Annotated in this window: 22 protein-coding genes, 1 tRNA gene and 3 pseudogenes; 9 read left to right on the top strand and 17 right to left on the bottom strand. The window is 53.9% G+C overall.

Annotation, left to right across the window (positions count from 1 at the left end; genetic code table 11):
* Positions 1–4 precede the first annotated feature (4 nt).
* Both DW082_RS09630 and DW082_RS09625 read right to left on the bottom strand, forming a co-directional pair.
* Entirely contained in the window at positions 5–772 is a 768-nt protein-coding gene (locus tag DW082_RS09630) for a tetratricopeptide repeat protein (protein WP_101571627.1), read from the bottom strand.
* Between the two features lie 10 nt (positions 773–782).
* Positions 783–2,615, bottom strand: a complete 1,833-nt coding sequence (locus DW082_RS09625) for a BatD family protein (protein WP_118458401.1) — start codon at positions 2,613–2,615, stop codon at positions 783–785.
* Between the two features lie 212 nt (positions 2,616–2,827).
* Between DW082_RS09625 and DW082_RS09620 the strand changes: the two genes are divergently transcribed.
* Positions 2,828–3,706 (top strand): hypothetical protein, encoded by an 879-nt coding sequence (locus DW082_RS09620; protein WP_118458399.1) that lies wholly within the window; start codon positions 2,828–2,830, stop codon positions 3,704–3,706.
* 85 nt (positions 3,707–3,791) lie between these two features.
* On the opposite strand, the pseudogene DW082_RS09615 reads toward DW082_RS09620, so the two are convergent.
* A pseudogene (locus DW082_RS09615) lies at positions 3,792–5,422 on the bottom strand (fumarate hydratase).
* A gap of 191 nt (positions 5,423–5,613) precedes the next feature.
* Here DW082_RS09615 and DW082_RS09605 point away from each other — a divergent pair.
* From DW082_RS09605 to rplI, 4 genes and pseudogenes are all read left to right on the top strand, one after another.
* Positions 5,614–7,092 (top strand): TlpA disulfide reductase family protein, encoded by a 1,479-nt coding sequence (locus DW082_RS09605; protein ID WP_118458396.1) that lies wholly within the window; start codon positions 5,614–5,616, stop codon positions 7,090–7,092.
* A gap of 99 nt (positions 7,093–7,191) precedes the next feature.
* Complete coding sequence (rpsF, locus tag DW082_RS09600) at positions 7,192–7,533, top strand: 30S ribosomal protein S6 (protein ID WP_055201877.1); 342 nt, start codon at positions 7,192–7,194, stop codon at positions 7,531–7,533.
* Positions 7,534–7,539: 6 nt separating this feature from the next.
* Positions 7,540–7,809, top strand: coding sequence for a 30S ribosomal protein S18 (gene rpsR, locus DW082_RS09595; RefSeq protein WP_101571240.1), 270 nt, complete (start codon positions 7,540–7,542; stop codon positions 7,807–7,809).
* A gap of 21 nt (positions 7,810–7,830) precedes the next feature.
* Positions 7,831–8,270 (top strand): annotated as a pseudogene (gene rplI / locus DW082_RS09590) (50S ribosomal protein L9).
* A gap of 458 nt (positions 8,271–8,728) precedes the next feature.
* Here the strand turns inward: rplI and DW082_RS09585 are convergent.
* The 5 genes and pseudogenes from DW082_RS09585 to glmM all read right to left on the bottom strand — a co-directional run bounded on the left by DW082_RS09585 (position 8,729) and on the right by glmM (position 13,788).
* A pseudogene (locus DW082_RS09585) lies at positions 8,729–10,101 on the bottom strand (dipeptidase).
* Positions 10,102–10,183: 82 nt separating this feature from the next.
* A complete protein-coding gene (locus DW082_RS09580) occupies positions 10,184–11,125 on the bottom strand; it encodes a YeiH family protein (RefSeq protein ID WP_118458458.1) in 942 nt (313 codons plus the stop codon).
* Between the two features lie 77 nt (positions 11,126–11,202).
* Complete coding sequence (locus DW082_RS15090) at positions 11,203–11,361, bottom strand: hypothetical protein (RefSeq protein ID WP_259335585.1); 159 nt, start codon at positions 11,359–11,361, stop codon at positions 11,203–11,205.
* Positions 11,325–12,104: a LysR substrate-binding domain-containing protein gene (locus DW082_RS09575; RefSeq protein ID WP_259335584.1), complete on the bottom strand. Its 780-nt coding sequence runs from the start codon at positions 12,102–12,104 to the stop codon at positions 11,325–11,327. The genes DW082_RS15090 and DW082_RS09575 overlap by 37 nt, the downstream gene beginning before the upstream one ends.
* Before the next feature lie 295 nt (positions 12,105–12,399).
* Entirely contained in the window at positions 12,400–13,788 is a 1,389-nt protein-coding gene (gene glmM, locus DW082_RS09570; protein WP_101571249.1) for a phosphoglucosamine mutase, read from the bottom strand.
* Between the two features lie 67 nt (positions 13,789–13,855).
* On the opposite strand from glmM, the gene DW082_RS09565 reads away from it, so the two are divergent.
* The 4 genes from DW082_RS09565 to DW082_RS09550 all read left to right on the top strand — a co-directional run bounded on the left by DW082_RS09565 (position 13,856) and on the right by DW082_RS09550 (position 16,992).
* Positions 13,856–14,731, top strand: a complete 876-nt coding sequence (locus DW082_RS09565; RefSeq protein WP_118458394.1) for a nucleoside phosphorylase — start codon at positions 13,856–13,858, stop codon at positions 14,729–14,731.
* Positions 14,732–14,798: 67 nt separating this feature from the next.
* Positions 14,799–15,926: a DNA polymerase III subunit beta gene (dnaN, locus tag DW082_RS09560; RefSeq protein WP_101571251.1), complete on the top strand. Its 1,128-nt coding sequence runs from the start codon at positions 14,799–14,801 to the stop codon at positions 15,924–15,926.
* 98 nt (positions 15,927–16,024) lie between these two features.
* The gene (locus DW082_RS09555; protein ID WP_055201897.1) at positions 16,025–16,798 is read left to right on the top strand and encodes a 3'-5' exonuclease; all 774 of its coding nucleotides are present in this window, start codon (positions 16,025–16,027) and stop codon (positions 16,796–16,798) included.
* 112 nt (positions 16,799–16,910) lie between these two features.
* Positions 16,911–16,992, top strand: a tRNA-Leu gene (locus tag DW082_RS09550).
* A 102-nt stretch (positions 16,993–17,094) separates the two neighbouring features.
* Here DW082_RS09550 and DW082_RS09545 read toward each other — a convergent pair.
* From DW082_RS09545 to DW082_RS09505, 9 genes are all read right to left on the bottom strand, one after another.
* On the bottom strand, positions 17,095–18,438 hold the full coding sequence (locus DW082_RS09545; protein WP_118458392.1) for a permease: 1,344 nt from the start codon (positions 18,436–18,438) through the stop codon (positions 17,095–17,097).
* Position 18,439: 1 nt separating this feature from the next.
* Positions 18,440–18,673 (bottom strand): thioredoxin family protein, encoded by a 234-nt coding sequence (locus DW082_RS09540; RefSeq protein WP_118458390.1) that lies wholly within the window; start codon positions 18,671–18,673, stop codon positions 18,440–18,442.
* Positions 18,674–18,684: 11 nt separating this feature from the next.
* Positions 18,685–19,383, bottom strand: coding sequence for an aromatic aminobenezylarsenical efflux permease ArsG family transporter (locus DW082_RS09535; RefSeq protein WP_118458456.1), 699 nt, complete (start codon positions 19,381–19,383; stop codon positions 18,685–18,687).
* Between the two features lie 6 nt (positions 19,384–19,389).
* Positions 19,390–19,830 carry a nitrophenyl compound nitroreductase subunit ArsF family protein gene (locus tag DW082_RS09530; protein ID WP_118458388.1) on the bottom strand — a complete coding sequence of 147 codons (441 nt, stop codon included), beginning with the start codon at positions 19,828–19,830 and terminating at the stop codon, positions 19,390–19,392.
* Positions 19,831–19,834: 4 nt separating this feature from the next.
* On the bottom strand, positions 19,835–20,884 hold the full coding sequence (gene arsB, locus DW082_RS09525) for an ACR3 family arsenite efflux transporter (protein ID WP_118458386.1): 1,050 nt from the start codon (positions 20,882–20,884) through the stop codon (positions 19,835–19,837).
* Entirely contained in the window at positions 20,877–21,302 is a 426-nt protein-coding gene (locus DW082_RS09520; protein ID WP_118458384.1) for an arsenate reductase ArsC, read from the bottom strand. Before DW082_RS09520 ends, arsB begins: the two co-directional genes overlap by 8 nt.
* Positions 21,299–22,123 carry an arsenite methyltransferase gene (gene arsM, locus DW082_RS09515; protein ID WP_118458382.1) on the bottom strand — a complete coding sequence of 275 codons (825 nt, stop codon included), beginning with the start codon at positions 22,121–22,123 and terminating at the stop codon, positions 21,299–21,301. The genes DW082_RS09520 and arsM overlap by 4 nt, the downstream gene beginning before the upstream one ends.
* A 71-nt stretch (positions 22,124–22,194) precedes the next feature.
* Positions 22,195–22,518, bottom strand: coding sequence for a helix-turn-helix transcriptional regulator (locus DW082_RS09510; protein ID WP_118458380.1), 324 nt, complete (start codon positions 22,516–22,518; stop codon positions 22,195–22,197).
* Between the two features lie 80 nt (positions 22,519–22,598).
* Positions 22,599–23,674, bottom strand: a 1,076-nt coding sequence (locus DW082_RS09505; RefSeq protein WP_118458378.1) for a recombinase, incomplete at its 5' end; no start/stop codon positions are given.

Below are 23,674 nucleotides of genomic sequence, written 5' to 3'. Positions count from 1 at the left end.
CCCGCTAATCGATCATTTCGATGGCCGAAACCTGAACCCAGCCCTTGTTACCGTCGGCGATACGTATTTCACGCCAGTCGCCCAGCGAATCGCCGACCGCCACCTTCGTTCCCTCGTGCAATACGAAAATATCCTTGCTCTGCGGATCGGGCGAACTCTTGACCGGAGCCGCCGTACTCATCACGATCGCCTCTGCGGGATGGATGCGCTGGCTGCGCCCGACGGCCGCATAAACGACCGCCAGCGCGAACGCCGCGACGGAAACCAAAGCCCCGTAGAACCCGGCCTTCTGCAGCGCGACGCGGCGCAGCAGCAGGTAAGCGCCGAGTCCGACGAGCGTCAGCGCGAAAAAGAGCAGGCTCAATGCCGCCCACGCGTTACTGCTCAGGCTGTTCCCCAATCCGATCAGCCAACGCTTCGCGAAAAAAACGGGAACCGCATCGATCTTGTCCTGCACATAAGCGTTGGCGATCGACAGGTTGTAACGGATATCGTCGTCGGAAGGCGCGAGTTTCAGCGCCCGGTTATAGTTCAGGATCGCCTTGCCGTTCATACCGCGTTTGAAATAGGCGTTCCCGAGATTCAGGTAAAGCCGGTCGCTTTCGAGTCCCGAATCGAGCAGCTTTTCATAACCGTCGATGGCGGCTACGTAATCGGCATTGATATACGCCGTATTGGCATCGTCCCAGATTTTATCGGCATCCGCCTGCGCGACAACCGTGCCGCAACACAGCGCAACCAGCGGAAATACGATCAGAATGATCTTTTTCATCTTATGCATGTTACTTTTTAATTACCGATTCCAATTTGGAAAGAATCCCCGCCGCAGAGCCGTAAAGTTCGCTCATCCGCCCCGAGGACGACGGCGAATACTGCGCATACTCGCAGTGGGTGATCGTATCGATAAACTGCCCGGTCAATTCGGCCGAAACGTTGCGCTTGAGCAATTCCTCGCGGATATTGTCTTTCGTCAGGTTGGCGACCGGAATGTTCAGCTTATCGCTCATGTAACCCCACAACGCCTTCAGCATCTCTTCGTAAAACGCTTTTTCACTCCCTGCGTTCATGTGCTGGAAGGCGGCCCGCAAACGCTGCAACGCCACTTTGTTCGCTTTCCGGTTACGCACCAGCACGGTATTCTGCATCTCGCTCAGGCGTTTTTTCAGATAAAGATATCCTCCGGCGAAAACGAGCAGGATCAGCGCCAGCGCCGCAAAATAGGCCGTACTGCCGAACAGTAGGTTCCCGCGCCGCGTCAAACACGGATCGCCGATACGGATGAAACGGATATCCTTGTCCAGAATCTTCAGATCCTCCTTATTGATTCCGCTGACGATCCCCGACACCCCGCCTCCGCCGGTCGAATCGGGACGCACCTCGATGTTGAACGACGAAGTATTCAGCGTCACATACTTGGCCGCATCCGGATCGAAATAACTGAATTCCACCGGATTGATCGTATAGCTACCCTCTGCGCGCGGGATGAACGGGTATTCGAACTGGCGGTAACCGGTAATTCCGTTCGCATTGTGCGCGAGGCTCTCGGTCGTCTTCTTGTTGTATTGCTCGAACGACGTAGGCATTTCGACCGTCGGAGCCTGGATCAGCGGCAAGTTGCCGCTGCCGGATATCTTCAGGGTAAAATTGTCGGACGCATTGGCCGACATCGTTTTCTTGTCGATCCCACCGCTCATCTGGAACTGTCCGACCGCTCCGTTGAACGAAGCGGGAGCCCCCGCGGGGAAATCCTTGACCGTAATCGCTACCGGCGCGGTCGACAGGTTTTTCCGCACCTCCTGCACCGTTTGCCCGCCTCCGAAAAAGTCGTCGAACAACGACTGCCCGCGCGGCGAGGTCTGCATAACGATCTGCGCGACGGCATTCAGGCTGAACTGCTCGATGTGCAACAGCCCGGCCTGCTGCGGATAGAGCAGCACTTCCCGGATAATCTTGGCGTCGTACACTTTCCCGTTCAACGTCTCCCGCTGCCAGCCGTATCCCTGCACATCGAGATCCTGCACCCAGAAACCATTGAATGCCGGATACTTAACATTATCCAATCCTCCCAACTGCACCCGCGTATAAATTTTGAATGTGGCCCGGATCGGCTGTCCTTTGAATACGTTGTTGCGATTGACCGCAACCCGCACCAGCAAATCGTCGGCCCCCAGCTTCGCCGACCGCGCCTCCCCCGCCTGCTTTTCGCCTCCGCCGGCGCCCGGCCGGGCCGAAGCTTCGTCGGCGATCACCTCGATCGTCAACGGCTGCGTCCCGTAGCTCTTCCCGTCCACCCTGACCGACGCCGCCGAAATCGAAGCCTTGCCGACCGACGAAGCCTGAATGACATAAGTGTAGGTAAAAGACGAAGTCTTGGTCACGTTGCCGTTGACGATCGACACCGAAGTGCCTTCCGACAGGGTCGGCCCGGCCACTACGTCGAATCCGTCGAACGTCGGCGGCACGAACTCCTCGGGCTTGGCATTGAGCGAAAACTCGATGCGGAAAGCCTCCCCGACGGCCACGACGGCCGGCGCATTCGCCTCGAACTCGACTTTCTGAGCAAAAGCGGCCACCGAAACGAACAGGAAAGCCGCCGCCCAAAACAGATGCTTCATCAAACGTAACATATTGCTATCGGATCAATTTAACCGCAAAAATAACTGTTTTTAATCAAAACCCGCAACGGGTACTGACATTCTTGTCCCGGCCGTGTTTTAGAAACGCGTCCGAATCCCGCTTTAGTATCCGGCATTCATAGAAACAGACCTTCGCGAACGCCGTTTTATCCTTAATCTTACGTAACTTTGAAACTCAAAAACTCCAACTTATGAAATATTTATGCTTTATTTTCCTGATCGCGGGCTTTTCGATCGCCTGCACCGGATCGGGAAACAGGAACTCCCGGACGACCCCGTCCGGTCCAATCGCCGTAGTAATCGATACGATAACCGACGCAACCGATAGCGACAGGATCGCCCCGGGTACGCTAACCGACCTAAGGAATCCGGCCTACATGCGGGCCGTAGCCGATACAATTCGCCTTCAATTGGGCGGCGCCCTATACGATGCGGCCGACCCGGCCGATTCGATTACCGTTCTCGAAACCTATTACGATCAGGATTCCGTCTACGGGTTATCCCGGACTTACGTCTACATCAACCACAACCGGGAGGCCCCTGCCTACAGGTGGTTCGAACCCGACTCGCTGCAAAAAAGATTCGATTCGTACCGTGAAGATATGATTCGGGACGGTTCCGCCGCGCTGTTCGACGAAGCGCTTCAGCGCGGACGCGACACACTGATCATCCGATTGGACTCGACCATCGAACGATACCGGGGATACTGGGTGTGCGTCTATAAATACCCCGGCAGGGAAGACTACTACCTGGATGACAACCGTACATGGAAATTCGTCTATTGTCTCTCGGACTCAACCTTTTCGTTTTTAAATATGGACGGCCCCGAACCGGATCTGATCACCTCTTTCCAATCCGATTCCGCCGGTAACTTCACGACCGGATTTCCGGGTCGGGAAGCGGATTTCAGCCTTATCGACCCGGAACGCGGTTTATACAGAGAAACGATCAAGGGGAAATTCCGGAGTTACATGATTCCCGCATCCAACGTCCGCAAGTTCGACATCATCCGATACGCCGATACGGACGGAGGCATGATCTCCTGGTTCGAACGGGTAGAAGAAGAATAAATGCAATCAAACGGCAGACGCTATACAAGCGGCGCCGTCTCTTTCGGGAGACGGCGCCGCTTTTCATTTACACGGTGCGCGGCAATCAATGTCCGCTCCCGCAGCCGTCTTTCTTGAACTCGGCAAAAAAGTCGTTGCCTTTGTCGTCGACAATGATGAACGCCGGGAAATTCTCGACATAGATTTTGCGGACGGCTTCCATTCCCAGTTCCGGGAAATCGACCACATCGACGCTCTTGATGCTGTTCTTCGCCAACACGGCGGCCGGGCCGCCGATCGAACCGAGGTAGAACCCGCCGTGCTTCTTGCAGGCGTCCGTCACGGCCTGCGTCCGGTTTCCCTTGGCCACCATCACCAGCGATCCGCCGCGATCCTGGAACAGGTCGACGTACGGGTCCATACGGCCTGCGGTCGTCGGGCCGAAGCTGCCCGAAGCCATTCCCTGCGGCGTCTTAGCCGGGCCGGCGTAATAAATCGGATGTTTCTTGAAATACTCGGGCATCGGCTTGCCTTCGTCGAGCATTTGTTTGATGCGGGCATGGGCGATGTCGCGGGCCACGATCAGCGTGCCTTTGAGGTTCAGGCGCGTTTTAACCGGGTATTTGGACAGGATTTCGCGCACTTTATCCATGCCCTCGTCGAGGTCGATCTCAACGGCGGGTTTCATGCCCGGAGCCGTCTTCGGCAGGAAGCGGGCCGGATTCTTCTCGAGCTGTTCGAGGAAAATCCCCTCTTCGGTGATCTTCGCCTTGATGTTCCGGTCGGCGCTGCAGCTCACGCCGATGCCTACCGGACACGATGCCGCATGGCGCGGCAGGCGGATCACCCGCACGTCGTGTACGAGGTATTTACCGCCGAACTGAGCGCCCACGCCGCTCTCGCGGCAGATCTTCAGCACCTTTTCTTCCCATTCCAGGTCGCGGAACGCGCGCCCCCCTTCGTTGCCCGAAGTGGGCAGGTGATCCAGGTAACCGGCCGACGCTTTCTTGACGGTCGCCAGGTTCGCTTCGGCCGACGTACCGCCGATCACCAGCGCGAGGTGGTACGGCGGACAGGCCGACGTACCGAGGTCCATAATGTGCGTCCGAATGAATTTGGTCAGCGACTCCTCGTTCAGCAGCGCCTTGGTCTGCTGGTACAGGAACGTCTTATTCGCCGATCCGCCCCCTTTGGTGATGAACAGGAAGCTGTATTTGTTGCCCTGCGTCGCGTACAAGTCGATCTGCGCCGGCAGGTTCGTCCCCGAATTTTTCTCTTCGGTCATCGTGAACGGCACCACCTGCGAATAGCGCAGGTTGCGGTCGCGATACGTTTCGTAAACGCCTTTCGACAAGGCTTCGGCATCGTTCGCGCCCGTATATACGTCCTCGCCTTTCTTCCCGATCACGATCGCCGTGCCGGTATCCTGGCAGGTAGGCAATTCGCCCTCGGCCGACACCGCCTGATTCAGCAACATCGTATAAGCGACGAATTTATCGTTATCGGTGGCCTCCGGATCGTTCAGGATATCGGCCAGTTTCTGCAGGTGCGAAGCCTGAGGTAGAACGATACGTCGGCGAACGCCTCGCGCGAAAGCAGTTCCAGTCCTTTCGGGTCGATCTTCAGGATTTTGCGGCCGTCGCATTCGACCGTCTTGACATAATCTTTGGTGAGCAGGCGATACTCGGTGGTATCCTCCGAAATCGGAAAAGGCTCCTGATAAATAAATTCTGACATAGCGCTATCTGCGGTTTAAATTAATTTCAATTTTACAAAGGTAAAAAGAAACTCTGAAAAACGGATCGCCGCCGCCGGGAATCTTCTCAGTAAATTTCACCGGATAAAAAGTCCGCCCTCCTTGGAAATACCACAAAAAGTCTTTAATTTTGAATATACAGTCTATAATCGCCCTTTTAAAACTCGCCGCCATGAAACGTTTACAACTGATCGCCCTGGCAATGATTGCCGGCAGCATTTCCTGCACGCTCCGGGCCTCCGACACCTCCCGCTCCCTGTCGACCCTGCATCTGAAAATCATCAACACGGGAACGAATCCGACCGGCGTCCTTACCGTCGATTTCCACGACCCGACCTGCTACCGGGACCCGCTCAATGCGCTTTATTCGCCCTGCACGGACGGCAAACAAGCCTTTTTCATAGACAGCGACACGAGCTTCACCCTGAAACGGGAAATGCCGTGGCGCCAAGACATCCGCATCGGCGTCGGCGCCCGGATGGACACCCACCACGCCGTCCTGCTCTCCGCCCCGGGGGATTCGGCATCGCTGACGCTGGATTTCGGCAAAATCTGCGGCAACGACGACACGGGATTCGTCTTCGGCGGCAAACAGGGTTCGCTGAACGCCCAGATCAACGCGTGCGAAAAATACCTGTCGCAACTGTCGGAAACGATCCGGTTCCCCCGGGATTCGTCCGCCTACGGGCTGTATCCGGAAAAAACGGCGCAAATGCAAGATTCGCTGGCCCGTTACAGCGCGCGCGCCAAATTATCCAAAGCAGCGAAAGAGTGGGCCCGGCAAACCATTCCGGCACGAGTGTATATCCAGCTCCGAGAGACGCTGGGCTTCTACCAAATAGATTTTCCCTTTCTGTCCCAGATCGCTTCGAACGATCTGCAAAGCCTGACTTTTTCCGGCGCTCAGGCTTTTCTGACGGATTACGCGCAACGCGGTTTCGGCCTCTTTTCGGACCGTCCCGAAAACAAGGCGCTCACCCCGTGGGAGCGGATCGCGCGCTTCGCCGGCACGCAACCCGCTTCTCCGCGCCGGGACTTTATGACTTTCCAACTGGTAGCCCAAACGCTGCAGGAACAAGGCGCCCCGGACATACCCGATACGGAACCCGCTTCCTTTTTCGAATCGCCCTATTTTTCCGACCGGACGGTACGGGCAGTACGGGCGGAACGGGAGCGAACGGACATCCGGTTCCCGGAAACGCCCCTGAAAGAGATCTGCTATTTCGATAAACAGGGCGGCACGGTCGACACCGTCTCAGGAAAAGACATTTTCGGCCTGCTTCGCTCCCGGTATGCCGGGAAAGTAGTCTACATCGACGTCTGGGGCACGTGGTGCTCTCCCTGCATCGCCCAAATGTCGGAGCTGACCGAACTGCAAAAAAAATACGAAGGGAAAGAGGTCGTATTCGTTACCCTGGCGGTATGGTCGCCCCGGGAGAGGTGGGTCGAAATGGTCGGCGAGGGTAAAATCCCCGGCGAATGTTTCCTGTTCGACTTCGCTTCGGCGACTGTCTTCAGTACGGTTTGCGACTTTTATATGTTCCCGTCCCACCTGCTGATGGACCGCAGCGGCAGGATCGTCACCCGCTATGCCCCGGTCGGGATTTCCAGCGCCAGCGCGGCGATCGACCGCCTGCTGAAAGACAATTAAACGGCAAAAACCATAAAAAACGGCGGACAGCATTGGGATTTCCCTGTTTTTTATTACCTTTGCGGCACATTTTCACAAAACAAATTAAATCAAATCGTTATGAATCATTACGAAACCGTTTTCATTGCCACGCCGGTGCTGTCTGACGTTCAGACCAAAGAGGTGTTCGGCAAATTCCAGGGTGTCATCACCGAGAACGGCGGTCGGATCGTAAGCGGCGAAGAGTGGGGACTCAAGAAACTCGCCTACCCGATCCAGAAAAAGACCACCGGCTTTTACTTCCTGATCGAGTTCGAAGCGGAAGGCGATATCGTCGACATCCTCGAAACTCAGTATCGCCGCGACGAACGCGTGATCCGTTTCCTGACTTTCAAAATGGATAAATACGCCGTTGAGTACGCAGAAAAACGCAGAAACAAATACAAATCAAAACAGGAATAACAAGTCATGGCACAGAATCAATCCGAAATCAGATACCTGAACCCTCCTACCGTAGAGGTCAAAAAGAAAAAATACTGCCGTTTCAAAAAATCCGGCATCAAATACGTCGATTACAAAGACGCCGAATTCCTGAAAAAGTTCCTCAACGAACAGGGCAAAATCCTGCCCCGCCGCCTGACCGGAACTTCGCAGAAATTCCAGAAAAAGGTAGCCACCGCCGTAAAGCGTGCACGCCACCTGGCTCTGCTGCCTTTCGTTACCGATATGTTTAAATAATCTAAAACCGGAGGAAATATCATGCAAGTAATTCTTATCAAAGACGTCGAGAACTTGGGTTATGCCAACGACATCGTGGAAGTTCGCCCCGGTTACGCCAATAATTACCTGATCCCGCAGGGATACGCCAAAAGCGCGACGCTTCCGCCCGCAAGGTGTTGGCCGAAAATCTGAAACAGCAGGCGCACAAAGAGGCCAAGCTGATCGCCGACGCCGAAGCGCTGGCAGCCAAGCTGGCAGAGATCGCGTTGACCATCACCGCCAAAGCCGAGGAAGGACGCATTTTCGGTTCGGTAACCGCAGCGAACGTGGCCGAAGCCCTGAACGAAAAAGGGATCGCCGTAGACCGCAAGAGCATCAGCGTAGACCCCGTGAAGACGATCGGCGCTTACGAAGCCGCCGTGAAGCTTTACAAAGGCATCAGCGCAACCGTTAAATTCGAAGTGGTAGCCGAAGCTTAATTATCCGGCTCTTTATCTCCGAATTGCATGTGAAATGCAGGAAGAAACAACGCCTAAAAGGCGGCATTTAATAAATGCCGCCTTTTGTGCTTTGATATAGTAGGTAATAATTATCTTTATTCATCTTCTATATCATCCATCAACAAATGACCCGACATCATTGCGCCGCCGCCGTTAACCGCCAAAAATAAACCGTCTTGAAAAAAGTGCCGATACAAACAGGGATATGGGTATTTATTATCTTAGCTCTCTATCTATATATTGGAAATCCCCTTGGGAAAAATTATAATTTGGCATTGATAGCGCTTGTCGTATCGGTTATATCGTTGGTTATATCTTTAGTGTTGCATAAGTATAAAAGAAAATATGAGACGATCGGACGTTTGTGTGTCCTGGCTCTGTTTTGCGTCGCGTATTTCTTCTTATAAACAAACAACAGGTTAAAGCCGCGAAGGAAATTATGCTGTTTCCATCGCGGTGTAATTCGCGTAAAAACGAACGATCGTTTCGATCCCCCGGTAGAAATTGGCCAGCGGATAACTTTCGTTCGGCGAGTGGATCGCATCCTCGTCCAGTCCGAATCCCATCAGGATGGACTTTACGCCGAGTTCCTTTTCGAAAACGCTGATTACAGGGATGCTGCCGCCCGAATAGAACGGAACCGGCTTGCGGCCGAAAGTCTGCTCGAACGCCGCCGAAGCAGCCCGGTAAGCCGGCAGATCGGTCGGCGACACGTACGGAGCGCCGCCGTGCAGCACTTTGACCCGCACTTTCACGCTGCGCGGGGCGATGTCCCGAAAATAAGCCGCGAACAGCTCCCCTATTTTATGAAAATCCTGGCCGGGAACCAATCGCATCGAGATCTTCGCATACGCCGAAGACGGAATCACCGTTTTGGCCCCTTCGCCGGTATAGCCCCCCAGATGCCGTTCACGTCGAGCGACGGCCGGATCCCGGTGCGTTCCAGCGTCGTATATCCTTTTTCGCCCTGCGTTTCGAGAATACCGAGCGACTTGCAATAGGCCGCCTCGCAAAACGGCGCGGCGGCAAACTCCCGATGCTCTTGCGGAGCAAGCTCACGGATGCCGTCGTAAAAGCCGGGAATCGTAATGCGCCCTTCGGCATCGATCAGCGAAGCGATCATCCCGGAGAGCACATTGATCGGATTGGCTACCGCTCCGCCGTACAGACCGGAATGCAGGTCGCGGTTCGGCCCCGTCACTTCGACCTCAACGTAACACAGACCGCGCAGGCCGCAGGTGATCGACGGCACCTTCCACGACAGCAAGCTGGTATCCGAAACCAAAATGATGTCGGCTCTCAACAACTCCCGGTGCAGGCCGCACCATCGGGCGATGCTGCCCGAACCGATCTCCTCTTCGCCTTCGATCATAAATTTCACATTGCACGCGAGCGTGCCGGTCTGCAACATGGTTTCCAGCGCCTTGACATGCATATAAAGTTGTCCCTTGTCGTCGTCGGCGCCGCGCGCCCGGATCCGGCCGTCGCGGACGACCGGTTCGAACGGATCGGTCTCCCACCGGTCGGGCGGATCGACCGGCATCACGTCGTAATGGCCGTAGACCAGCACGGTCTTAGCCGCCGGATCGACGATTTTCTCGGCGTAAACGATCGGATTTCCTTCAGTGGGCATCACTTCGGCGCGGTCGGCTCCGGAACGCACCAGCAATCCGGCCAACAATTCGGCACAACGCACCACGTCGGGCGCATGCACGCTCTGCGCACTGACGGACGGAATCCGCAACAGTTCGAACAGCTCCCCGACGAAACGCTCCTTGTGTTCGTCGATATACGCTTTCGCTTTATCCATAAGTCTGCATTTAAGAGGTCGGGATAAAGATAAAAAATATCGGGGACAATCCGCAACGGTTTCCGAAAATAGGAACGGGGGTCTACAGATGGCAGATCGCCACCAGCGACAGCACCGAAATCGCGACCCACAACGTGACGCCGAGCAACAACGGTTTGAAACCGACCTCGCGGATTTTCGAAACCGAAAGCCCTGCGCCGATCAGGAACAGCGTCACGACCAGCGCGGCCTTCGACACGGTCACAACGGCCGTATTGAAATCGTCGACGAACGGCAGGTAGCTATTGGCCAACATCGCCAGGATAAAGAACCCGATGAACCACGGAATCGAGATCTTCTTCCCCTTGCTGCGGAACAGCAGGGCGGACAGCAGCGATACCGGAATGATCCACAGCGCCCGCGCCAGTTTCACGGTCGTGGCCACTTCGAGCGCTTCGCTGCCGTAGGCGGACGCCGCGCCGACCACCGAACTGGTATCGTGAATGGCGATGGCGCTCCACATTCCGAACTGGTGCTGCGTCAACCCCAGCAGATGTCCGATCGCCGGGAACAGGATCAACGCCACCGAATTGAGCAGGAACACTACGCCGAGCGACACCGAAATTTCCTTCTCCGAAGCGTCCACGGCAGGAGCCACCGCCGCAATCGCGCTGCCGCCGCAGATAGCCGTCCCGGAAGCTACCAGGTGCGACGATTTGCGCGGCATCCGCAGCCAGCGGCCGACGAAATAACCGAGCGTTAACAGCAACGCGATCGAAACGACCGTCAGTTCGAGCCCTTCGCGACCGACTTGCAACGCGCTGTGGACGTTCATGCCGAAGCCGAGCCCCACGACCGAAACTTTCAGCAGCAGTCCGGTGGCCTTATGGTTCAGTTTGGCGAAAGGATGCCCCCAAAACAAGGAGAATAAAAAACCGCCGACCAGAGCGATCGGAGCGGATACGTACGGAGTCGCGCAAAGGGCGATACAAAGAATAAAACAGGCTTTCAGAACAGCGGTTTTTCGGGCGGATCGTGTTTGCATACGTCGTTTCATCTTTTGAATTACGCCGCAAAAATAGACCGCCGATCCGTTCAAAGCCAATCACGAAAAGTGCTCTCCTATAACTTTTGGTTATAATAATTGATACAGAACTGTTTGAACAACTCGCAAATGCGGCTATTGCGGCCGTGCCGCATCACGAAACTGAAACGGCGCACCACCGACAGGTCGGCGATCTCGATCACCCGCAGCAGGTTGTGCCGCAATTCCTCGAACACGGCCTGCACCGAAACGAGGCGACGGCATCCGACCCGTAGAGGTAGTGCTTGATGCTCTCGGTGCTGTCCAACTGCATCTCGACCGGCAGCGTCCGCAACGAAATTCCGCGCGAAGCGAGCGCCCGTTCGACGACGTCGAGCGTCCCCGATCCCGTTTCGCGGATCACCAGCGGCAGTTTCTTCAGATCGGCGGCCGCAATCTCCTCCTGCCGCAACGAACGGTTCGACGAAGCGGTCACGAGCACCAGCTCGTCCTCCATAAACGTCTCGTAATGCAGTTGCGGATTTCCGGCATTGCCCTCGATCACCCCGAAATCGAGCTTTTCATCGGCCACCATCCGCTCGATCAGTTCGGTATTGCCGTTGCACAGCGTCAGGCGGACTTCCGGATAACGTTTTTTGAAACGGGACAGAATGGCCGGAAGAACGTATTGCGAAATGGTCGTACTGGCTCCGACCGCCAATTCACCGCCGAACGTCTCGCCGTCCCCGGCGAACGCGTCGTTCAGTTCGGCATACAACGCCAGCAATCGGCGGACATAGCCCAGCAGCAACTCGCCCTGCGGCGTCAGCGCGACGGCATTGCGCCGTCGGACGAAAAGCGGCACGCCGAGCTGCTTCTCCAGTTCGTTGATATGTTTAGTCACGGCCGGCTGCGTGACGAACAGCTCGTCCGCCGCACGGGTAAAGCTGAGCCTTTCGGCCACGGCCCGGAAAACTTTCAGTCGGAAATCGGTTATCATACGACGAATATAATACGCTTTGCGCACAAATCAAAACACGGCGGATCGATCGCACGAAAAGTCGCCGGAAGTATGAAATATCGACGCCTACGCCCAACGGAGCAACCGACTTATTAAAAAACACGGCACGGTTATGGATATTTTCCGATACAGATCCGAACACCCGGAGCCGGAACTTAATGCATGTACCGTACTCTAACCTAAAAATTACCTGTTTTGTTTCCAAATTTAGTAAGAAAAGCCCCGCTCCGGAATCCGGAACGGGGCTTTTTCGATACGGGAACGGTTCCGCCGGTCAGCCGGCGATCACCGAACGGATATCGGCGATGATCTTTTCGGCCAACGCATCGGCCGCCGCCTCGTCGCGACTCTCGCTGTAAATGCGGATGATCGGTTCGGTATTGGATTTACGCAGGTGTACCCACTCGGTCGGGAAGTCGATCTTCACGCCGTCGATATCGTTGACCTGTTCGTGCGCATATTTCGCTTTCATCCGGCGGAGCACGTCGTCCACGTCGATCTCGGGCGTCAGTTCGATTTTATTCTTCGAAATGTAATACGGCGGATAGGTGGCGCGCAGAGCCGACGCGCTCATCCCTTTGCGGGCGAGATGCGTCAGAAACAGCGCCACGCCGACCAACGCATCGCGTCCGTAATGGATTTCGGGATAGATCACCCCGCCGTTGCCCTCGCCGCCGATCACCGCGCCGACCTCTTTCATCTTCGTCACGACGTTCACTTCGCCGACCGCAGCGGCGTAATACCGACAGCCGTGCCGTTCGGTCACGTCGCGCAAAGCCCGCGACGAACTCAGGTTCGACACGGTAGCCCCTTTCGTATGCGACAGCACGTAATCGGCCACGGCGACCAGCGTATACTCCTCGCCGAACATCGTCCCGTCCTCGCACACCAGCGCCAGGCGGTCGACATCCGGATCGACCACGATCCCCAGATCGGCTTTTTCGGCCGGCACGCGCGCCGAAATCTCCGTCAGGTTCGCCGGAATAGGCTCCGGATTGTGCGCGAAATGCCCGTCCGGAGCGCAGTTCAGTTCCACCACCTCGACGCCCAGTTCCCGGAGCAACGCGGGGATCACCACGCCGCCGACCGAATTGACCGCATCGACGACCACTTTGAAACGGGCGGCGCGGATCGCGTCCCGGTCGACCAACTTCAGGGCGAGCACCCGATCGATATGCGTCTTATCGTAACTTGTGCGATCGAGCACGTGTCCGATGCGATCCACGTCCGGGAACGTATAACCGTCCGATGCGGCGATAGCGAGCACCCGCTTGCCTTCGGCATCGTTCAGAAATTCGCCGCGCGCATTGAGCAACTTCAGCGCATTCCACTGTTTCGGGTTGTGGCTGGCCGTCAGAATAATCCCGCCGTCGGCCCTACGGCCCGTCACGGCCACTTCGACGGTCGGCGTCGTAGCCAGACCGATATCGATCACGTCGATACCGCAACCGCACAGCGTCCCTTCGACGATCGAAGCCGCCATTTCACCCGACAGCCGCGCGTCGCGACCGACCACGACCGTCAGTCTCTTATCACCGCTGGTCTCTTTCAGCCACTGGGCGTAGGCCGACGTAAACTTCGCCAGATCGATCGGCGTCAGGTTGTCGCCCGGCTGTCCGCCGATCGTCCCCCGTATTCCGGAAATTGATTTTATCAGTGTCATAACCTATGAAATTTAACGCAAATTAATTACTTTTATAGCAATAATAAAAATCCAAAACCTGAAAACCATGCGTATTATCGCCCCCTCGGAATTGATTATCAACGGCGACGGCTCGATCTTCCACCTGCATTTGAAACCGGGCCAGTTGGCCGATACCGTGATCCTCGTCGGCGATCCGGGACGGGTAGAGCAGGTCGCCGCATACTTCGACTCGGTAGAATGCCGTGCGGAAAACCGCGAATTCGTTGCGGTGACCGGAGAGTGTTTCGGCAAACGGATGACCGTACAGTCTACCGGCATCGGCACCGACAACATCGACATCGTCGTCAACGAACTGGACGCGCTGGCGAATATCGACTTCGAGACCCGTACCGAAAAGGCTGAAAAAACGCGGCTGACACTCGTGCGGCTCGGAACCTGCGGCGGCATCCAGCCCGAACTGAGGATCGGCGACCTGGTGCTGTCGCGCATCTCGGCCGGCTTCGACGGGCTGCTAAATTTTTACAAAGGGCGCAACGCGGTCTGCGATCTCGAAATGGAACAGGACTTCGTCGAGCACACCGGTTGGAGCCGCTTGCTGACCGCCCCCTATTTCGTCCGTTGCTCGGATCGGCTGGCCGAACTGTTCGCCGACCGGACGGTCGAAGGCATGACGATCTCGGCCCCCGGGTTTTATGCCCCGCAGGGCCGCTTCCTGCGGCTCTCGCCGGCCGATCCGTCGCTCAACGGCAAGATCGAATCGTTCGAATACCGGGGACGACGCTTTACCAATTTCGAAATGGAAGGTTCGGCGCTGGCCGGACTGTCGCTGCTGCTGGGGCACGATGCCGCCACGATCTGCACGGTTATCGCACAGCGAGTTGCCCTCGAAATGGACACCGACTACCGGCCTTTTGTTGATAAGATGATCAAAATGTCCCTCGAAAAGCTGGCCGGATTGTAATTTTTTGAATTATCTTTGAAGTTGGAATTTGGTTCAAATGCATATAAAACACTAAAATGTATAACATATGAAATTCGTCGTATCTTCTACCGCGCTGCTGAACGTGCTGCAAACCTCGAGTAAAGTCGTCAGCAACAAAAACACGCTGCCCATTCTGGACAACTTCCTGTTCGACCTGAAGGAAGGCGTCCTCAAAATCACCGCTTCGGATCTGGAAACCACGCTGATCGGATCGCTGAAAGTGGACAATATGGAAGAAGAAGGACTGATCGCCGTCCCGGTAAAACTGATGCTCGACTCGCTGAAAGAGTTCTCGGAACAGCCGCTGACGATCGAAGCCAACGAATCGACCTGGGAGATCCAGGTAAGCTGGAAAACCGGTAAGCTGACCATTCCCGGCACTTCGGGGCTGAGCTATCCGAACCTGCCGGAACTGAATCCGGAATCCCGCCGGGAACTCGACGCCGACGCGGACATGTTGCTTACGGGCATCAACAAAACGATCTTCGCGACGGCCGACGACGAACTGCGTCCGGTGATGAACGGCGTCTACATCAACATCGAATCGCAGAGCATTACGTTCGTGGCGACCGACGCGCACAAGCTCGTCAAATACGTATCGCCGATCGAAACCGAAATCGCCGCCTCGTTCATCCTGCCGAAAAAACCGGCCAACCTGCTGCGCAGTATGCTGGGTAAAGAAGACGAAAGTATCCGCATGGAATTCGACGACAAAAACGTGACGTTCCGGCTGAAAAGCCATACGCTGATCTGCCGGCTGATCGAAGGCAACTACCCGAACTACAACGCCGTCATCCCGAGCAACAACCCGAATCACGTGCGGGTCGACCGCGTCGAGCTGCTCAACGGCATCCGCCGCGTGGCCGTCTGCTCGAACCAATCTACGAACCTGATCAAGATGGACATCGAATCGAGCACGATCAACCTGACGGCGCAGGACCTGGACTTTTCGGTATCGGCCCAAGAATCGCTGGCCTGCGAGTACGAAGGAGAGGCTATCTCGATCGGTTTCAAATCGACTTTCCTCGTCGAGATTCTGGCGAATATCGATACGCAAAACGTCGTGCTGGAGCTGGCTGACTCGACCCGCGCCGGAGTGTTCAAACCCATTTACGACGAAGCGCCGGCCACCGACACGCTGATGCTGCTGATGCCGATGATGATCAACGCATAACCGAATCTGCGGCACGGACATCCCCCCGCGGCGTACCCGCAGGAAAGTCCGTGCCGTATTATATACGTACCTGAGACACGGAAAACAACGCGCACCCCATGAAACTGAATCTGAAAAATCCGATCGTCTTCTTCGACCTCGAAACGACCGGAGTCGATCCTGCCAAAGACCGGATCGTCGAAATATCGCTCGCAAAAGTAATGCCCGACGGCAGCCAGGAGACCAAAACCCGCCGGCTGAACCCGGAGATGCACATTCCCGAAGCGGCATCGGCCATCCACCATATCTACGACCAGGACGTAGCCGACTGTCCGACTTTCCAGATGATCGCCAAATCGCTGTGGAGCTACATCGAAGGATGCGACTTGGCCGGATACAATTCCAACAAGTTCGACATCCCGGTGCTGGTCGAAGAGTTCCTGCGAGCCGGTATAGACGTCGACCTGAAAAAACGCCGTTTCATCGACGTGCAGAACATTTTCCACAAGATGGAACAACGCACGCTGGTCGCCGCATACAAATTCTACTGCCAGAAAGACCTGACCGAAGCCCACTCGGCCGAAGCCGATACGCTGGCCACCCTGGAAGTGTTGCAAGCCCAGCTCGACCGTTACCCCGACGACCTGAAAAACGACATCGGTTTTCTGGCCGAATTTTCGTGCCGCGACCAAAACGTCGACTATGCCGGACGTATCGTATACAACGACAAGGGAGTCGAAGTGTTCAATTTCGGCAAGCACAAAGGCAGGTCCGTGTCGGAAGTGTTCCGAACGGAACCGAGTTATTACTCGTGGATGATGAACGGCGATTTCCCGCAGTATACGAAAAAAGTCATCACGGCGATCCGCCTGCGGGACATCAATGGCAAATAACGGAACCAGCCACGAATAAACGCAATCCTTTACGCATTCCGGCGGCATTTTCCCGAAAACGGTTTGCAGATAAGGAATAAAGCGCTATATTTGCACTCTCGAAACACATCTTGCCCGGATGGCGGAATAGGTAGACGCGCTGGTCTCAAACACCAGTGGAGCAATCCGTGCCGGTTCGATCCCGGCTCCGGGTACTTTTGGAAAGCCTCAATAATTTGAAAATCAAATTATTGAGGCTTTTATCTTGATGGTTTTGGGCAAAATTTGGGCACTTTCCATTGTCACCCAAATTTTTTCTAAAAAATAGTTCCGTACACAAATCCGGAGATTGTCGCCATTACGATAACGAGCGAAACATAGATAATTGTTTTCTTCGTTCCCATAACGCCACGGATAACGAGCATATTCGGCAGGGAGAGCGACGGCCCGGCGAGAAGTAAGGCCAATGCAGGGCCTTTACCCATGCCGGACGCAAGCAATCCCTGAATAATCGGCACTTCGGTCAGCGTGGCAAAGTACATGAACGCACCCGTAAAGCTGGCAAAGAAGTTCGACAGCAGGGAGTTTCCGCCTACCGCCCATTCAATCCAAGAGTTCGGGATAATTCCGGCAATCGCCGTATCGTCATGCGTCGAGCCGAGCAGGAAGCCTGCCGTAACCACGCCGATAGCAAGCAGGGGCATTATCTGTTTTGCAAAACCCCAAGCCGATAGCGTCCATTCGCGGTTTTCCGGATCGCGTTTGTCGAGCAAGGTCATAAGCGACAGCGATGCGATACCGACTACCATAGGAACAAGCGGTATAAGTTTCGGGGTCGGGATAAGCATATTTGCCAGCACCGCCGAGCCTGCCGTAGCGATAACCCCGGCCACAACCCACAGCCATTTTATCTTCAGTATGGCGATAAGAGAGTAGGCCAGTCCGAGCGACAGTATCCCGGTTATATACCATTTGTAAGTGAAGATGTAATACCAGAGGCTTGTAGTGTCGTCCGGAGCCGGTGCACCCCAATTAGCGAACACAAGGATAAACACCAATACAAAGAAGTGGAACATCGTCTGCCGCATCGGTCGTTTCACTGGCGGGGCCTCGAAATTCATCTGTTCCTCTTTCTTCGCCTTTTCCTCTTTGCGGAAAATGAACGACATAATAAGGCCGATAATTACCGAGAACGCGATAGCCCCGATCATCCGGGCAACACCCATTTCAGTACCGAGTATGCGCCACGTGAGGATAATCGACAGTATGCTGATCGCCGGGCCGGAATAAAGGAACGCGATTGCCGGGCCTAACCCTGCGCCGCGTTTGTAGATGCTCGTAAACAGTGGAAGTATCGTACAAGAACACACGGCCAATATAGCCCCGGACACAGCGGCAACCGTATAAGACAACCACTTTTTCGCATTCGCCCCGAAGTATTTCATCACGGCCCCCTGACTGACGAATACCGCTATAACTCCGGCAATGAAAAACGCCGGGAGCAGGCACATCACGATGTGTTCTTGTGCGTACCACTTTGACAGGTCGAGCATCGCGTTTATGGCCGTCATAAAACGTTCGCTTCCCAACGGCATAAAGAATACCGCTGAAAATATGACAGTCATCCAGACGAGGATTTTTAGTTCCCTTTTCGTTTCCATACTACACACCTAACAATTTGCGGATTTCCGTGTCGGATGGAACATAGCCTTTTATCTTCACTTCTCCATCCACGACTATCGCAGGGGTAGTCATTACGTTAAACTTCATAATCTCCATAATATCGTCGATCTTGCGAACGGTTGCATCCGCACCGGTTTCGTCGATCACTTTTTTAATCGCATCGTAGGTTGTTACACACTTGCGGCAACCGGGACCTAATACTAAAATTTCCATATTCTTAATTGTTAGATGTTTATGATTATGTAGTACGCACCGACCACGATAAAGACGGCGGCGATTATTCGCTTGAACCATTTCTGAAAGACGTTCATCTTATTGTAGAACTTCCCCACGTTGCCGACACTGTAAGCTAACAGCCATGCAATGATGATAACTGGCAATCCGGTAGCTATGGCGAACACGGGCGGCAGAAGTAATCCGGACGGCGACGCTATCGTCATGGGAATAAGGCCGCCGAAGTACAGCACTCCGCTGTAGGGGCAAAAGGCTAGCGCGAACAACAGGCCGAGCAAAAAGGCATCGAGATAGGTTTTCTTTCCCTTTTTATTGCCGAGTTTCTCCGCCAGCTTGCCGGTGCTGATTCCCCCCAGCCTAATAACGTCGAGCATCAGCACCCCGATCACGACCAGCGCAATACCGAGCCACATGCCGCCCACTCCCTGCAACAGCTTTGCAATCCGGAACTGGCTTGCCCCGAAGTAAAAGATCATGCCGAGAGCGGTATAAGTGAACATTCTGCCGAGCGTGTAGAATACACCGTTGAACAACACCCGTCGTTTGTTGCCTATATCTTTGCTCAGGTAGGCCGTTGCCGTGATGTTCGTCGCAAGTGGGCACGGACTGATAGCCGTCATAAGACCGAGCAGGAACGCGGTCAGTATCGGCCAGCTTGAACCGTCAGCAAGATTCTGCAAATACTCCATCATAGCCTATTGCAGCCTTTTATCTACCTCGGTTTTGATAAGGTCGGTAAGTTTTTCGGGGCTGTTGATAGCATTAGCGAACGCCTGTTGTGTGATCTCAATGCTGTTGTCGCCTTTGGCGATAATCAATGCGTTCCACGTTACCTGATATTTTTCGACCAACGCCTTGTTTTGTTCTTCGTGGGTTTTAACCTCGGTGAACTTCACATTGGGATTGTTCGCATAGGCATCTTTGATGGTTTTCTCGCTCACATCGCCCACTGCGATACAGGTCTTGCAGCGTTGTTTCCCGTGAAAGTAATACACATTCACTACATCGGCCTGGTCGATTTGTGCGGTCATATGGACAGATGCCGATTCATCGGCATTAGTCCTGTTGCTGCGGTTCTGGCCGCAAGCGGTTAATGAAACCAAGGCAATGACGGTAAGGAATAGAATTTTTCTCATGTTGTCAGCTATTAATTGATTTATGATAGTATTTCTTCCTGAGCCAAAAAGCGATATTGACAAGAAGTATAAGTACCGGAACCTCGACCAGCGGGCCAACCACTCCGGCAAAAGCCTGTCCGCTGTGCAGTCCGAAAACGCCGATGCCTACCGCTATGGCAAGTTCGAAATTGTTACCTGTGGCCGTGAACGCAATCGAGGTATTTTTATCGTATGAGGTTCCCATCCATTTGCCGATAAAGAAGCTGAAGAAGAACATAACCACAAAATAGATCAGCAAAGGAATGGCTATGCGTACCACATCCAGCGGGATCTGCACGATAAGTTCCCCTTTCAGGCTAAACATAAGTATAATGGTAAACAGCAGCGCAATCAGCGTTATCGGGGATATTTTCGGGATGAATTTCTCTTTGTACCACTGTTCGCTTTTCCATTTTACCATAATGAACCGCGTGAGAATCCCCATAAGGAACGGAATGCCAAGGTATATACCGACTGTTTTGGCTATCGTTCCGATGGAAATATTCACTATTGCCCCCTCAAATCCGAACAGGGGCGGCAGCTTGGTAACAAAAATCCATGCGTAGAAACTGTAAAAGAATACTTGGAAGATGCTGTTAAGGGCAACCAATCCCGCGCCGTATTCGCTGTTTCCCTCGGCAAGGTCGTTCCACACCAACACCATAGCGATACACCGCGCCAGTCCGATCAGGATTACGCCGACCATATATTCCGGGTAATCATGCAGGAATATGATCGCAAGGGCGAACATCAAAAGCGGGCCGATTATCCAATTCAGAACAAGCGAAACAGTCAGTACCTTTACGTTTTTGAATACTTTGGGCAGTTGCTTGTAATCCACTTTTGCCAACGGCGGGTACATCATCAGGATAAGGCCGATAGCCAGCGGGATATTAGTCGTTCCTTTGGACATAGAATCGACATAGGTGCTGGCCGACGGGAAAAAATACCCAATGCCAACGCCAATGGCCATTGCCAGGAATATCCATAAGGTCAGGTATCTGTCCAATACCCCCATTTTCTTTCTACTCATGATCTTTCAGTTTTGTCACATATAATTCATGGAACCGGGCTTTTATCTCATCCCTGACCCTTATATATTCGCTGTGAATGAACTCCGGCGACCCGGCAGCATCCGACGGGTCGTCAAAACCTATGTGTAACCGGTGTTTTACTTTCCCGGTAAATGCCGGGCAGCTCTCATTTGCTCCGCCGCAGACGGTTATCACGTAATCCCATGTCTGACCGATGTATTTATCGACACTATCCGAGGTATGACCGGATATATCTACACCTGCCTCTTTCATCACTTCAACAGCGCCGGGGTTTAACATACCGCTGGCTTTTGTTCCCGCCGAATACACTTCAAGCGTTGGATCAAAGGATTTCAGAAAACCGTGCGCCATCTGGCTGCGGCAACTGTTTTCGGTACAGAGTATCAGAATTCTCATGAGCAACATCCGCTTTTACAACCGCATTCACTTTTAGTACCTACGACGGTAACGGAGAAAACCGGACTGCCACCGCGTTTGAACTGTTCCGTTTCTTCGGCGGTTAGGTATTCGGACAGGATTTCGTCGGGTATCTCAATAGGCGTTTCCTTAACCACATCCAGCGATACAAAGCCGGCATCCAGTATCTTGTCCATGTATTCGTTCTTCGGTATGGCCCCAGCGATACAGCCCACATACATTTCGGCAGCTCCGCGTAAGGTTTCGGGCATCGTACCGATAGTAACCACGTCGGAAATGCAGAAATGTCCGCCCGGTTTCAGCACCCGGAATATTTCGTGGAAAATTTTATCCTTCGACGGCAGCAGATTCAGCACGCAGTTGCTTATAACCACATCTACGGAGTTGCCGTTGACGGGCATTTCCTCTATATCGCCCTGCCGGAACTCCACATTTGAATAACTGCGTTTTGCAGCGTTATTCCGTGCTTTGTCTATCATGGCTTCAGAAAAGTCCACGCCGATAACTGTACCGGATTCTCCGACTTCTGCACGGGCCACAAAGCAATCGTTTCCAGCTCCCGATCCCAAGTCCACAACCGTATCGCCCGGTTTCAGTCCAGCAAATTTTGTCGGTACTCCGCAACCAAGGCCGAGGTCTGCATCCTGTTCATAGCCTTTAAGTTCGGAGTAGTCGCCTGTCTGTATGTTATAGACTTCGGTTTTGTCCGCACCGGAACAGCAACAGGTGCTTTTCTCGTTCCGGGCAGCTATTTGGCTATATTTATCGTAAACCAGTCTCTTTAAATCCTTATCTTTCATGCGGCTTATATGTTAATCGTTTATTTGCGAAAAGTTCGTAAAAACACGAATTGTAAAAATAAAAAAATAGGCTATTTGCAGCATCCTTGTGATGCTGAAACTTCGTCGATGAAACCGCCGAGCAGTTTCTTTGCCAGCGCCCAGTTTTCCTTATTGATGCAGTACTTAACAGACGGCAGGTTTATTTCGCCCTGTATCAGTCCTGCATCTTTCAATTCGTTCAGATGTTGTGACAGGGTACTTTTGGCAACTGGCAAAATTTCAGACATATCACCGTGATAACAACAGGTCTGGTTTGCCAACATTTGCAGAATAGCCACACGGATCGGATGCCCCAGCGCTTTGGCTATCCGGGCGATCTGTTCCTGCTGGTATGTAAGTTCTTTTTTTGACATAAAAATTAATTCGTATATTTACGAATATGTCGCAAATGTACGAATTAATTTTTAATCTGCAATATCATTCCATTATTTTATCAATGCCACATTTTAGGAGTGTTAGCCTGATGCCTTTTTTCGGGAATTTCTATTCCTAATCGTTCGAGAAATTCTTTTGCTTTTTTCCGGAACCATCTTAGGATCGGAGTCCGGTCGATGAACAGTTGAAACCCTCCGGGGCCTTTTTCATCCCGCATGAGCCGAGCCTCCGAGTTCTCGACTTCAAAGTGTTGGGAATGTTCGTGCGAATAGAGTTCTCCGGAGAAACGGACGGGGCGCATATTTACGAGATCGCGGGCCTGCCCGTCGGAGAATCCTATTGCTCGGCAATACTCACCCCACTTGATAAGCCGGGGCGTGTCGGGAAGCCAGTGGTATATCCGATCTATCTCACCTTGCAGTTTTCCGATGGTCTGCTGTGATTGGCGCTGCACTTCCAACAATCGCCGGCTGTGGTCGGTCTGCATGGTCTGCATCTGGGTTTGCAGGATCTCGATGGTTTCCTCGTGGGCGGCAACCTCTTGCCGCAATGCCCCGATCTGCTGCTCCTGCCTTTTGACTTTCGATGTTCCTACCAGCGAGCCGATACCCTCCACGATATTGGAACCTACTTCCGCCGCCGCACTTTTCAGCTTTTCGGTTTTCAGTTCCCCTTTCACCGCCTTCAACTCATGCTCGGTCGCTTCCAACTCGGCGGTTTTGTGTTCACGCATGGCCTTTGTCTGCTCGTAATCCGTCCGGGCCTCCTGCTCTTGTTGCTTCAGCTGTTCTACGGCCTGCCGCTTCTGTTCTTCGATCTGGAGCAGTGCGTCGATGTTGTTCTGCAAACTCTTCTGCCCGGCTATGGCGTTGCGGTAAAACTCCTGCGTGGAAATATGGCGGGCGACCGATCCGTCGATGCCGCGTTGCAGGCCATAACCGGCCATCGCCTCGGCATAGGTATCCTGATATTCTTTCAATTTTATGCGCGACATTACATCGTCGTTACACAACCGGACGGCATCCGGGCTTTTCTTCCGGTATTTCTTTTTGCCGGGTTTGTCGGGGATTCTTTTCTCTTTGACCTTGCGACGCTCTCCCGTTACGATAGGTACGACCGCCGCATGGATATGCG

This window comes from Alistipes sp. AF48-12, from assembly GCF_003477565.1.
Lineage (GTDB): Bacteria > Bacteroidota > Bacteroidia > Bacteroidales > Rikenellaceae > Alistipes_A > Alistipes_A hominis.
Note: the sequence above shows the minus strand (reverse complement) of the source record. Positions and strands in the feature narration are given on the sequence as shown.